The 12,700-nt window shown below is 71.2% G+C and carries 10 protein-coding genes and 1 pseudogene; 3 read left to right on the forward strand and 8 right to left on the reverse strand.

Annotation, left to right across the window (positions count from 1 at the left end; genetic code table 11):
• Positions 1–295: 295 nt before the first annotated feature.
• The 4 genes and pseudogenes from ACQEU8_RS31545 to ACQEU8_RS31560 form a co-directional block, all read right to left on the reverse strand.
• Positions 296–1,417 carry an ABC transporter ATP-binding protein gene (locus ACQEU8_RS31545; protein WP_433107128.1) on the reverse strand — a complete coding sequence of 374 codons (1,122 nt, stop codon included), beginning with the start codon at positions 1,415–1,417 and terminating at the stop codon, positions 296–298.
• A gap of 164 nt (positions 1,418–1,581) precedes the next feature.
• Positions 1,582–2,436 (reverse strand): annotated as a pseudogene (locus tag ACQEU8_RS31550) (ABC transporter permease); the annotation flags it as partial.
• A complete protein-coding gene (locus ACQEU8_RS31555; RefSeq protein WP_433107130.1) occupies positions 2,424–3,299 on the reverse strand; it encodes an ABC transporter permease in 876 nt (291 codons plus the stop codon). The pseudogene ACQEU8_RS31550 and the gene ACQEU8_RS31555, both read right to left, overlap by 13 nt.
• Positions 3,299–4,450 carry an ABC transporter substrate-binding protein gene (locus ACQEU8_RS31560; protein ID WP_433107132.1) on the reverse strand — a complete coding sequence of 384 codons (1,152 nt, stop codon included), beginning with the start codon at positions 4,448–4,450 and terminating at the stop codon, positions 3,299–3,301. The genes ACQEU8_RS31555 and ACQEU8_RS31560 overlap by 1 nt, the downstream gene beginning before the upstream one ends.
• 273 nt (positions 4,451–4,723) lie before the next feature.
• On the opposite strand from ACQEU8_RS31560, the gene ACQEU8_RS31565 reads away from it, so the two are divergent.
• Both ACQEU8_RS31565 and ACQEU8_RS31570 read left to right on the forward strand, forming a co-directional pair.
• Positions 4,724–5,506, forward strand: a complete 783-nt coding sequence (locus tag ACQEU8_RS31565; RefSeq protein WP_433107134.1) for a GntR family transcriptional regulator — start codon at positions 4,724–4,726, stop codon at positions 5,504–5,506.
• Positions 5,507–5,542: 36 nt separating this feature from the next.
• Positions 5,543–6,253, forward strand: coding sequence for an HAD family hydrolase (locus tag ACQEU8_RS31570; RefSeq protein ID WP_433107136.1), 711 nt, complete (start codon positions 5,543–5,545; stop codon positions 6,251–6,253).
• Between the two features lie 110 nt (positions 6,254–6,363).
• Here the strand turns inward: ACQEU8_RS31570 and ACQEU8_RS31575 are convergent, their stop codons facing one another.
• Positions 6,364–6,645 (reverse strand): HU family DNA-binding protein, encoded by a 282-nt coding sequence (locus ACQEU8_RS31575; RefSeq protein ID WP_016469244.1) that lies wholly within the window; start codon positions 6,643–6,645, stop codon positions 6,364–6,366.
• A 650-nt stretch (positions 6,646–7,295) separates the two neighbouring features.
• On the reverse strand, positions 7,296–8,723 hold the full coding sequence (locus ACQEU8_RS31580) for an NAD-dependent malic enzyme (protein WP_433107138.1): 1,428 nt from the start codon (positions 8,721–8,723) through the stop codon (positions 7,296–7,298).
• A 295-nt stretch (positions 8,724–9,018) separates the two neighbouring features.
• On the opposite strand from ACQEU8_RS31580, the gene ACQEU8_RS31585 reads away from it, so the two are divergent.
• The gene (locus ACQEU8_RS31585) at positions 9,019–9,225 is read left to right on the forward strand and encodes a cold-shock protein (RefSeq protein ID WP_019354305.1); all 207 of its coding nucleotides are present in this window, start codon (positions 9,019–9,021) and stop codon (positions 9,223–9,225) included.
• Between the two features lie 260 nt (positions 9,226–9,485).
• Here the strand turns inward: ACQEU8_RS31585 and ACQEU8_RS31590 are convergent, their stop codons facing one another.
• Together ACQEU8_RS31590 and ACQEU8_RS31595 are read right to left on the reverse strand one after the other, a co-directional pair.
• Positions 9,486–11,822, reverse strand: coding sequence for a HelD family protein (locus ACQEU8_RS31590; protein ID WP_433107141.1), 2,337 nt, complete (start codon positions 11,820–11,822; stop codon positions 9,486–9,488).
• A 100-nt stretch (positions 11,823–11,922) separates the two neighbouring features.
• On the reverse strand, positions 11,923–12,687 hold the full coding sequence (locus ACQEU8_RS31595; protein ID WP_433107143.1) for a hypothetical protein: 765 nt from the start codon (positions 12,685–12,687) through the stop codon (positions 11,923–11,925).
• Positions 12,688–12,700 lie beyond the last annotated feature (13 nt).

Raw genomic sequence — 12,700 nt, forward strand, 5'->3', positions numbered from 1 at the left:
GCTGCCGTCCGCGCCGATGTTCGCCGAGTACTTCGCGGGCGAGGGCACCGGCTGCGCGCCCGAGTTTGCCGACGGGGGCGGGAGCGACTTCCAGCGCCGGGTGTGGCGCGCGCTGGAGGACGTCACGTATGGAACGACTATCCGCTATCGCGTGCTCGCCCGCACCCTGGCGCTCCCCCTGCGGAGAGCCGCGCGGTGGGCGCCGCCATCGGCGCCAACCCACTGCTGGCCGTACGCCCCTGCCACCGGGTGCGGTTCACCGACAGGGGAGACCGGCGGAATGCGGACCTGGCACTCAGTCGCCGGTCTCCTCCACCAGCACCGGGTTCTCATGCGGGGTGAGCCTGCAGCGGGTGCCCGGTGTCAGTGCGCCGGCCTCCCAACTTGGCAGGTCGGCCTTGGCTTCGGTGCCGGAGTCGGTGGTCAGCGACAGGCGGGTGAGGCCGCCGAGGAATGTGGCGACACGTACGGTCGCGCCCTCGCCGTCCGCCTCGGCGTCGGTGTGCACCTTCAGCCCCTCGGGGCGCAGCAGGACGTCGACCTCACGGCCGGCCGGAGGGCAGTCGCCGTGCACCGGCAGCCGGCGCCCGAGCACCTCGACGGTGCCGCCGTCGCGGACGACGCCGGGCAGCCGGTTCATCGTGCCGACGAACTCCGCGACGAACGGCGTCGCGGGCCGCTCGTAGAGTTCGTTCGGCGGGGCGCACTGCTCCAGGCGGCCGTCCTTCATCACGGCGACGCGGTCGGCCATCGACAGCGCCTCCTCCTGGTCGTGGGTGACGAAGACGGTGGTGATGCCCAACTCCAGCTGGAGCCTGCGGATCTCCTCCCGCAGTTGGAGCCGCACCTTGGCGTCGAGTGCGGACAGCGGCTCGTCCAGCAGCAGGATCCGGGGGCGGATGGCCAGCGCGCGGGCGAGCGCCACGCGCTGCTGCTGGCCGCCGGAGAGCTGGTGCGGATAGTGCTTCTCCCGCCCCGGCAGCCCCACCAGCTCCAGCAGTTCACGGGCGCGCGCGGCCCGTTCGGCCTTGGGTGCTTTGCGGACGCGCAGCCCGTAGGCGACGTTCTCGGCGGCCGTCATGGTCGGGAAGAGGCTGTAGGACTGGAAGACCATGCCGATGTCGCGCCGGTTGGCGGGTACGGCGGTGATGTCCTCGCCGCCGATCAGCAGTTCGCCGGTGTCGGCCGTCTCGAACCCGGCGATGATGCGCAGCGCCGTGGTCTTGCCGCAGCCGGACGGGCCGAGCAGGGCGACGAGTTCGCCGGGCGCTATGTCCAGGTCGAGCCCGTCGAGCGCGGTGCTGGCACCGAAGGAGCGCCGCAGGTCGCGCAGGCGCAGCCCGACGCCGCCTGACTGGTTCTCGGCGGCCGGGGTGGCCGACCGCTGGTTCGTCGTCGTGGTCGCGGTGGTGGTCATACGGTCGTCTTCCTCCGGTCGCCGGTCTCGGGGGTCCCGTTCCGGCCCGTCTCACAGGTTCGGTCACTGGTCGCGGGGGTCCCGTTCCGGCCGGTGTCACGGGTCGGGTCGCCGGTCCGGGTCCGGCCGGTGTCACAGATCCGGTCACCGGCCCGGTTCCGGTCTGCGTCACGAGTCCGGTTACGGCTCCGCCCGCCGGCGAGGTTGGTGAGCAGGAGCAGCAGCCCCCAGGTGATGAGCAGGCTGAGCATGGCGGCGGCGACGGAGAGCTGGGCCTCGTACTCGCCGACGTGCACCATCCACACGGAGAACGGTTCGAATCCGAGCACGTTCGCCACGGTGAACTCCCCCAGCACCATGGCCAGGCTCAGCACGGCGCCGCTGACGATGGCGGGCCGCAGATTGGGGACGACGACCCGGCACAGCGTGCCCAGCCGCGAGGCACCCAGACTGCGGGAGGCCTCCACCAGGGTCTCCAGGTCGACGGCGCGCAGCCCCCCGTCCAGCGAACGGTAGAGGAACGGCAGCGACATGACGGTGTAGACGAGGACGAGGACCAGCGGGAAGCTCTTGTTGTGCAGCGCCTGGAAGGTGCCCCACAGCGGGGTGTCCGCCAGGTCCTGCTCCCAGGAGAGCACCGTGCTGACCCCGGCCACCAGCGCGACCGGCGGCACGATGAGCGGCACCATGCACAGCACCTCGACCACGCGCCGCAGCCTGGGCAGCCGCAGCGCGACCACCACCATGGTCGGCAACATCAGCGCCAGGCCGAGCGCCACGGTCGCCAGCCCGAGCCGTATCGACAGGCCGAGGCCGGCGGCCATCCCGTCGTCGCGCAGGCCCCTGGCGTACGCGTCGAAGGTGAGGCCCTCGGCGGGGTCGTCGACGGTGAACCAGAGCGAGGCGGCGACGGGGACGAGGAAGTAGAGCGCGGCCAGCAGCAGCACAAGAACGCTGCCGTACGGCCGCCTTCGGGAGAAGCGGCGGCGTATCCGGGGAATCGCGGTCAGCCCAGCCATCGGTTGCTCCGTCGTTGCAGTGGGATCTGTACGGCCATCACGAGCAGCGCGATCACCACCATGTTGAGGCTCATCGCCAGGGCGAGGTTCTCCTGGCCGACGAGCACGTTGCCGGACAGCGCGTTGGCGATCTGGATGGTGATCAGCGGTACCGAACTGCCCGTCATAACGGCGGCGGTGGCGTGCGAGGCGAAGGCGGTGCCGAACATCAGCACGGCGCCGCCCAGCAGCGAGGGCGTCAGCACCGGCAGCCCCACATGCCGCCAGAACTGGGCCCTGGTCGCCCCGCAGGAGGCGGCGGCCTCCCGCCACTGCGCGCGTACGCCGTCCAGTGCGGGGAGGATGGTGACGACCATCAGCGGCACCATGAAGTACAGGTAGGCCAGCACCAGCCCGGTGAAGGTGTACAGGCTGAATCCGGTGCTCTTCAGCTGCAGCAGCCGCGTCACGGTGCCGGTGGTGCCGAGCGTGGCGATGAAGGCGAAGGCGAGCGGCGCGCCGCTGAAGTTGGCGAAGACGCCGGACGCCGAGACGACCGCCTTGCGCAGCGCGCCGCTGCGCGAGCCCAGCAGCGCCTGGGCGACGACGGTTCCGAGGACGGTGGCCAGTACGGCGCTGAGCAGCGAGAGTTTCACGCTGCCTGCCAGCCCGGTGGCGTACGCGCCGGACAGCGAGTTCCGCACGTTGTCCAGGCTGTAGTGACTGGCGCCGGTGCCCGGGTCGATGACGGTGAACGCGTTGTAGGCCAGGGTGCAGGCGGGCAGGCCGAAGCAGACGGCCATGAAGGCGAAGAACGGTACGACGGTGAGCCAGCGCCACCGGCGTGCGCCGCTCCGGGCCGGAGTGGGGGGAGACACAGCCATCAGCTGACCGCCGCGCCCCAGCCCTCGCTGACGGCCTTCTGTGCCTTGGCCTCCTGCGCGGGTGTGGGGAACTTCGGCACTCCGTCGACCTCGGGGATTTCGGCGGCGGCCTTCTTGTCGGCGGTGCCGTCCTTCTTCATCTCCTCCAGCAGCGCGGGCCGTGAGTAGCCCTTGAGCCAGATGTTCTGGCCCTCGGGGCTGTAGAGGAACTCCAGCCACAGCCGTGCCGCGGCCGGGTGCGGGGCGTACTTGTTGACGCCCTGGTTGTAGTACTGCGAGTACTGGCCGTCCCCAGGGACGTTGACCTGCCAGTCGACGCCCTTGGAGCCGAGCTCCTTGCCGTAGCCCAGGTTGAGGTAGTCCCAGTCGATCGAGATGGGCGTCTCGCCCTTCTGGATCGTGGCCTTGGTGGACTCGACGGGCACGTAGTTGCCGCTCTTCTTGAGCTTCTTGAAGAAGTCGAGGCCCGGCCGCACATCGTCGAAGCTGCCGCCGTTGGCGAGGGAGGCGGCGATGACGGCGGAGAAGGCGGAGGAGGACTCGTTGGGGTTGCCGTTGAGGGCGACCTTGTTCTTGTACTGCGGCTCGAGCAGGTCCTTGAAGGTCTTCGGGCACTTCTTGACGGCCTTGGCGTCGCAGCCGATCGAGATGTAGCCGCCGTAGTTGTTCATGAACGAGCCGTCGGGCTGCTTCTGCGCCGCGGGGATCGCGTCCCAGCCCTTGACCTTGTAGGGGGCCAGCAGCTTCTTGGCCTTGGCCTGCTGCATGAAGGCGGTGCCCAGGTCGAGGGCGTCGACGGCGCGGTCCTGGCCCTTGCGCTTGTCCGCGGCGTTCAGCGCGCCCTGGCTGCTGCCGCCGGGGTCCTCGTTGTGGACCTCGATGCCGTACTTCTTCTCGAAGGCCTTGATCATCTGGCCGTAGTTGGCCCAGGTCGGCGCGAGGGCGTAGACGTTCAGCTCGCCCTCCTTCTTCGCCGCCTTCACCAGCTTGTCCATACCGCCCAGGTCAGCGGCCGAGCGGGCCTTGCCGGCCTTGCTGTCGGAGCCCTGTGCCGGTGCGGAGCCGCAGCCGGTGGCCACGGCGGAGAGGGTGACGGCCGCTGCTGCTGCGGCCAACAGGCGGCTCCTACGGCTGTGATGGTCTGCCTTCACGTTTCCACTCCTGGGGTTCGCGCCCGTCACCTGTATGGACAAGCTCGATTCATTGAGCCAGGGCAAGCTAACAGCAGCCGGCCGGTCGCGCAAAGCCCAGAACTCCCCCAAATCCGCAGCTCAAAGCGTTATTTGCGAACAGGTTTAGGGTCGGTGAACAGGGAAACAAGTATCTGTCCCGGCTGGCGTATGTGCGCACTACTGCGCACAGATGGCATGATCAGGCGCACCCCCGCGCAGCCAGCGGAGCGCAGCACTGTGAGGAGCCGCCCCATGCCCGATCCCGCCCGCGACGACCGCCGCCCGACCACCGGCCGGACGGAGCCGCGGCACGAGGTGATCGCCGACGAGCTGCGCCGCGCCATCGCCGACGGGCGCTACCCGGTCGGGGCGACGCTCCCCTCCGAGGCCGAGCTCGCCACCGCGCACGGCGCCTCCCGGGGCACGGTGCGGCAGGCCGTCTCCGCGCTGCTCGCCGAGGGCCTCATCGGCTCCCGGCAGGGCGCACGCCGCGTCGTCCTGTCGACCACGCCCAGCCAGAGCTTCACCGAGCTGCGCAGCTTCGCCCAGTGGGCACGCGCGGGCGGCCGTACGGCGGGCGGACTGGTGCTGGACTCCTCCTGGGACACCGCACGCCCCGAAGAGGCCGGACTGCTGCAAGTACGGCACGGGGCGCGGGTGCTGCGGGTGCTGCGGGTGCGCACGCTGGACGACGAGCCCGTGCTGCTGGAGCGCACCGTCTACGCGGAGTGGATCGGCACCGCCGTCGAGACGCTTCCCGCCGACTGCGAGTCGGTCACCCAGCGGCTCTACGACGACACCGGGCTCGTCTTCGCACACGGCGAGCACCACATCGACGCGGTGGCCGCCGGCACGGCCGACGCCGAACACCTGGGGATCCGCCGGGGCAGCCCACTGCTGCGCGTACGCCGTACGACCACGACGGCCGACGGACGCCCCGTGGAGACCTCGGACGACCGCTACCGACCCGGCTCCGTCGTCTTCACCGTCCGCAACTCCACACAGACCAACCCGCTGGCGCGCACCCGCGCGTGAGCGGCCGACCTCCATCGAAGAAAGTGCGAGCCCGCATTGCCCACTCCCCTGCCCTCACCCTGCCCCTCGTCCAGCACCCGGCCGGGCGCCTCGCTGCCCGCGGCGCTGCTCTGCGACATGGACGGCACCCTCGTGGACACCGAACGTGACTGGCTCGCGGCCCTGGCCGAGCTGCTGGCCGAGCACGGCGCGGCCGCCGACGACGCCGCGCTCGCGCCCTTCGCGGGGCTGCCGCTGGACGGTGCGGCCGAGCTGGTCGCCCGCCGGTCGGGGCTGACCGCCGAGACGGCCAGGGCCCGGCTGGACCAGTCCTTCACCGCGCGGGTACGCGCCGGGGTGACGGTGCAGCCCGGGGCGCTGGAGCTGCTCGACAGCGCGCGGCGGCTGGGGATCCCTGTGGCGCTTGTCACGGCCTCCGAGCGGCCCGTCGCCGAGCTGGTGCTGGCCACGCTGGGGCCGCACCGCTTCAGCTGCTCGGTCGCACACGGCGAGACCCCGCGCGGCAAGCCGCACCCGGACCCCTATCTGGCCGCCGCACGTCTCCTGGGCGTCCCCGCGACCGCGTGCCTGGCCCTGGAGGACACCCCCACCGGCGCGGCCTCGGCACGTGCCGCGGGCTGCCGGGTGGTCGCCGTACCCACCGTGGACGGCATCGAGGAGGCCCCGGGCACGCTTCTGCTGGCCTCCCTGCGGGAGGTCGACCTGGGGGCGCTGCCGTTGTCCTTCGCGGCCGAGGCCGGGGCGTAGGGCGACGCGGAGGGCTGGCGCGTAGGGCGGCGCACTCCGCACATGAAAGGCGGCCCCCCGGACGGGGGGCCGCCTTTTGCTCGAAATTCAGAGCTTCAGGTCTCCTGGGCTTACTTGCCCTTCGCCGCTTCCTTGAGCTTGGAGCCCGCCGAAACCTTGACGCTGTACCCGGCCGGGATCTGGATCGGGTCGCCGGTCTGCGGGTTGCGCGCGGTGCGCGCCGCCCGGTGGGTGCGCTCGAAGGTGAGGAAGCCGGGGATGGTGACCTTCTCGTCGCCCTTGGCGACGACCTCGCCGACGGTCTCGGCGAACGCCGACAGGATCGCGTCGGCGTCCTTACGGGTCACCTCGGCACGCTCGGACAGAGCGGCCACCAGCTCACTGCGGTTCATAATTCGTACTCCCGTGTTCTTCTTGCCGATGAGGCGTGCCACGCGGCAGAGCCGCATATCAGACAGAGCGAAGCCGATGCTGCCAGGGCCCTCCGACAGTCCCCGGACCCGGGTCCGCCTTCGGGCCCGCGCGCCCCGTGGGGGTTTGCCCCTGGACAAGGTCCGTGTCGGGGTATCCCCCCTCGGACGAAGTCCTTGGGGATGCATCCTGCCCCTACCTGCGGCGGTAAAGCCAATCCGGTGCTGCCCGCAACACTAGAGGGCCCGGCCGAGTGAACCCCCACCCGACGCGCCGACGCCCCACTGCGCCGCCCCACGCTTGCCCCGCCACCCCTCGCCGCTCCTGCTGCGCTTGCGCCGCCGCCCCTCGCCGCTGCTGGCTGCTGCGCTTGGGCGCCGCCTCCCCGCTGCTGCGCTTGGGCCGTCCCCTTCCCGCTTGTGGGCATCTGTTCCGCCAAGGGCGGAACGGGTGGGCACAAGCGGCCGCACCCGCGCGACGGTCGCACCCCGCACCTGCAGTGGGCGCCCTTCGGGTGCGGCCCGGTGGCCGGTGCTGCGCTTGCCCACCCTGCGCCCCTGGCGCAGACTGCCCAAGCGCAGCAGCATCGGCGCCGCCCACAAGCGGGCATGCAGGGCACAGGGCGCAGCCCTCACGTGCGGGAGGGCTCGCGGGTGGTTTCGCCCTCGGCGACGGCGGCGTTGCGGACGGCCCCGGCAACCGCGCCGGAAACCCTCTCGTTGAAGACGCTGGGAACGATGTAGTTCGGATTCAACTCGTCCTCGCCGACCACATCGGCCAGCGCCCGCGCAGCGGCCAGCATCATCGTGTCGTCCACGGTCCGCGACTGGGCGTCGAGCAGTCCGCGGAAGACACCCGGGAAGACCAGCACGTTGTTGATCTGGTTCGGGAAGTCGGACCGCCCGGTGGCGACGACGGCCGCCGTCTCGCGGGCAGCCGCCGGGTCGACCTCGGGGTCGGGATTGGCGAGCGCGAACACAATCGCACCGTCCGCCATCTTCGCGATGTCGGACCCGTCCAGCACATTGGGCGCGGAGACGCCGATGAAGACGTCGGCGCCGACCACGACCTCCTTGAGGGTGCCGGTGTGCCCCTCGGGGTTGGTGTTGTCGGCGACCCACCGCATCGGCGAGCCCTCCTCCGCGTCCGCGAGGTCCTTGCGGCCCGCGTGCACGACGCCGTGGATGTCGGCGACGACGGCGTGCTTGACGCCCGCCTCCAGCAGCAGCTTCAGAATGGCCGTACCGGCGGCGCCGGCCCCGGACATCACGACCCGGACGTCCTCGATCCGCTTGTCCACCACCCGCAGCGCGTTGTAGAGCGCGGAGAGCACGACGATGGCGGTTCCGTGCTGGTCGTCGTGGAAGACGGGGATGTCGACGGCCTCCCGCAGCCGCGCCTCGATCTCGAAGCAGCGGGGGGCGGAGATGTCCTCCAGGTTGATGCCGGCGAAGCCGGGCGCCAGCGCCTTGACGACCTCCACGATCGTGTCGGTGTCCTGGGTGTCCAGGCAGATCGGCCAGGCGTCGATCCCGGCGAAGCGCTTGAAGAGAGCCGCCTTGCCCTCCATGACCGGCAGCGCCGCCTGCGGGCCGATGTTGCCCAGGCCCAGCACGGCGGAGCCGTCGGTGACGACGGCGACGCTGTTCCGCTTGATCGTCAGGCGCCGCGCGTCCTCGGGGTGTTCGGCGATCTGCGTACAGACCCGGGCCACGCCGGGGGTGTAGATCATCGACAGATCGTCGCGGTTGCGAATGGGGTGTTTGGCGGACATCTCGATCTTGCCGCCGAGGTGCATCAGGAAGGTACGGTCCGAGACCTTGCCGATGGTGACGCCCTCGATGGCGCGCAGCTCGGCGACGATCTCGTCGGCGTGCGCGGTGGAGCTGGCCGCGATCGTCACGTCGATCCGCAGCCGTTCGTGGCCCGACGCCGTCACGTCGAGGCCCGTGACCGAGCCGCCAGACGACTCCACGACCGTGGTGAGCTGACTGACCGCCGTCCCGCCCGCGGGGACCTCCAGACGGACCGTCATCGAGTAGGAGACGCTTGGCGCCATTGCCGACTTCCCTCTGCTTTCCCTTGTCACGTTGTGCACGTACGCACGCGTGGCCGCAGTTCTTCCGGCCCGCAACGTGCCACGTCAACAGATCGTCCCACCTACCCCCCGGTACGTGGTAACGCGTCCGTGGTTTCGGAAATCGTATTCCACTATCCGAGAGAATGTCACCCGCGAGAGCCTCGCTTCTCCCTCACTCGCCTGTAAGAAAAACGGCTCCAATTACCCTGAAACGGAACGAAAGCGACTTAAGATCGGCCCGCACACTGCCTCTGCATCACAGGAGACCAGCAACATGGCTCAGGGCACGGTCAAGTGGTTCAACGCCGAGAAGGGCTACGGCTTCATCGCACAGGAAGGCGGCGGGCCGGACGTCTTCGTGCACTACAGCTCGATCGACAGTGAGGGATACCGCAGCCTGGAGGACGCGCAGCGCGTCGAGTTCGAGATCACCCAGGGCCGCAAGGGCCCGCAGGCCGACGGGGTCCGGGTGGTCGGCTGACCACCCGGAACCGCACGAGTAAGGGCTCCCGCCGACGCCGGCGGGAGCCCTCTCGTATCCGTATTGGTGACACCGACCCGCCAGCTCGCCTCGCGGCAAGTGGGCGCTCGAAGCGCCAATGGTTGGGCCCGGGGGCATGGATCGGGCCGGTGCCACACCCAGGCTAACAAACCACCCCTGCTTGCGATTCCCGCTCACAGAACCGCTGGTGAGCGCTCACGGAACCGCCGCCCGGCGCACACGGAACCACCCGTCGGCGCTCAGTCCCGCAGCAGATCGGGCACCCCCTCCGGGTCCGGCAGGTCCGCCGGGGCACTCAGCACCTCCAGGCGCTGCGTCGCCCTGGTGAGGGCGACGTACAGCACGCGCAGCCCAGCCGGGGACTCGTCCGCGATCTCCGCGGGCGAGACGACGAGCGCGGCGTCGTACTCCAGCCCCTTGGCCTCCAGGCTGCCGAGCGCGACCACCCGCTCCCCCAGCCCCGCGAGCCACTCCCGCACCTCGTCCCGGCGCCGCATGGCGACCACCACCCCCACGGTGCCCTCGACCTCGGCCAGCAGCCGCTCGGCCGTCTCCCGCACCGAGGCCCCCAGATCGCCGCCCGCGACGGTGAAGCCCGGGTCGATGCCGGTGGAGCGTACGGCGCGGGGCGGCGCGACGCCGGGCATGGCCAGCGCCAGCACCCGGTCGGCGAGGACGGCGAGCTCGGCGGGGTTGCGGTAGTTGACGGTCAGTTCGAAGCGGCGCCTGGGGCGTTTGCCCAGTGCCTCGTCGCGCGCCGCCGCGGCCTCGTCAGGGTCGGTCCAGGAGGACTGGGCCGGGTCGCCGACGACGGTCCAGGTGGCGTGCCGGCCGCGCCGGCCGACCATGCGCCACTGCATGGGCGTGAGGTCCTGCGCCTCGTCGACGATGACGTGCGCGTACTCGGTACGCTCTCGCGCCTGCCGCTCGGCGGCCCGCTCCCGCCGGCCCCAGCCCTCCCGGTCGGCGGCGGTGGTCAGCTCCTCCAGCCCGGTGAGCTGGTCCAGTGGATCGACCTCCCGCGTCTTGGGGCGGGCCGGTGCGCCCAGCAGGGTGCGCAGCTCGTCCAGCAGCGCGATGTCGTGCACCGACAGCGGGCCCTCGCCCTGCGGGGTGAGGCGCGCGGCGAGGGATCGCGCCAGCGTGCGCGCTTCGCCGGGCCGCAGGACGCGCCGCGACCAGCGGGCCAGCTTCCCCTCGTCCGTCATGGCGCCCAGCACCTGGCGCGGGCTGAGCTCGGGCAACCAGGCGTCGAGGAAGGCGACGAACTCGTCCTCGCCCGCGATGTCCTCGTCGAAGCCCTGCCGTGCCTCGGCGGCCAACTCCGGGTCCTCGTACCGGCGCCGCGCCCCGGACTTCTCCCACAGCGCGTCCAGCAGCAGTTTCCGGGCGCGGGGGCGCATCAGGTTGACCGGCGCCGTCCCGCCGAGGACCTGCTGGCGTACGGCGGCCAGCTCGTCGGCCGCCAGCTCGACACGGCCGCCGAAGGCGACGACCCGCAGCAGTTGCGGTACCGGCGTACGCAGCCCCAGGTCCAGGGCCCCGCGGGCGGCCTTGCGCAGCACCTTCACCATGCGCGCCGAGCCCTTGACGCGGGCGACGCTCTGCTCGTCGTACGTCGTCGCCTCGGCACCCGTCGTCTCCTCTGCCAGCGAGCCGAGCGCCCGGATGGCGACCTGGCCCTCCTCGCCGAGGGACGGCAGCACGCCTTCCGTGTACGAGACGAGCAGCGGGGTCGGCGAGACGATCAGGATGCCGCCCGCGTAGCGGCGCCGGTCCTGGTAGAGAAGATAGGCGGCGCGGTGCAGGGCCACGGCCGTCTTGCCGGTGCCCGGGCCGCCCTCGACCTCGGTGACGGAGGCGGCGGGAGCACGGATGACCTCGTCCTGCTCGGCCTGGATGGAGGCGACGATGTCCCGCATGGTGTGGCTGCGGGCCTGACCGAGCGCGGCCATCAGCGCGCCGTCGCCGACCACGGCCAGCTCTTCCCCGTCCAGCCGGGCCTTCAGCTCGGGGCGCAGCAGATCGTCCTCGACGCTGGTCACCCTGCGGCCCTTGCTGCGGATGACCCGGCGGCGTACGACACGGCCGGGGGCCACGGGGGTGGAGCGGTAGAAGGGCGCGGCGGCGGGGGCCCGCCAGTCGATGACCAGCGGCGAGTAGTCGGCGTCCAGCACGCCGAGCCGCCCGATGTGCAGCGTCTCGGCGACATCGGCACGCTGCTCGCCGTCCTCTTCACGGACGGCCCCGTCGGCGGGCTCCACGGAGGTGTAGGCGCCGTCGGGACCGCGCTCGCCGGTCTTGCCCTCCAGCAGATCGATCCGGCCGAAGAGGAAGTCCTCGAACTCGCTGTTGAGCCGATTGAGATGGATCCCGGCCCGGAACACCTGCGCGTCACGCTCGGCGAGGGCACCCGGGGTGCCGACCTGGGCCCGCTTGGAGGCGTCGTCCATGAGGAACTCGGCCTCGTGGATCTTCTCCTCCAGCCTCCGGTACACCCGTTCGAGGTGCTGTTGCTCCGCGTCGATCTCGCGGTCACGGATGGTCTCTGGCTCCGCTCTGTGCTGCGCGTTCAACGCGGCGGCCCCCTTCTGCGTTCCTTAGGGCAGCCGTCAACCGTACGCGATTCCGCTTCGCGGAGGTCCCCCGACGGGCGCTGCGCGCATGGGTCGGGTCTCAGCGAGCGAGAGCCAGCGGGTGGGCGCGCAGGGTGACGCCGTGGTGCCGGCGCAGTCGGTGGGTCTCCAGGACGCTCAGTGCGGTCACCGTCAGTGGCGCGCCGAGGATGAAGACGACCCCCATCGTCAGCCCCAGTCCGTGCAGGTCGCCGGTGACCAGGTCGGGGATGGCAGTGAGCCAGGAGGTCACCGACGCCAGCACCGGCGGCAGGCACCGGTGTACCGCCGCCGTCCCGAAGAAGTTGGCGTTCAGCCGTACCGCCGCGCACCCGACGAACGCCAGGAGCCAGCACGCGACCGGCCCCAGCACCAGCAGGAACAGCCCCGTCTGCGGCGCCAGTGTCATCAGCGAGAACGTACCGACGACGCTCGCCACGAAGAGCAGCAGCAGTCCCGACGATCGCAGCAGCGGGCGCCGCAGCGGCCGGATCGGCCCCCGGCGACGCCACACCAGCAGCAGCACCCCGACGGTCAGCGGCGTGATGACCAGCAGCACGAGGGACGCCGTCACCACATTCTCCAGCGCCTCCGTCAGCGAGAATCCGCCCGCCACGAACGTGTACACGCCGACCGCCGTCACCATGCCGGCAACGACCCGTATCCGCTTGAGTCCCTCGGCCAACGGATCGACCGGCTCCGGTATCCACGACGGGTGGAAGACCAACTGCGCCGCCTGATTCGGCCGCGACGGTCTGAGCCTGCGCTGACCGCCACCGTAGCCGTCCCGGTAACCGCCGCCGCCTGCCATGGAATCCGCCCCCACCAGTCGCTTCTCG

This window comes from Streptomyces sp. CA-250714, from assembly GCF_050936705.1.
Classification (GTDB): Bacteria; Actinomycetota; Actinomycetes; order Streptomycetales; family Streptomycetaceae; genus Streptomyces.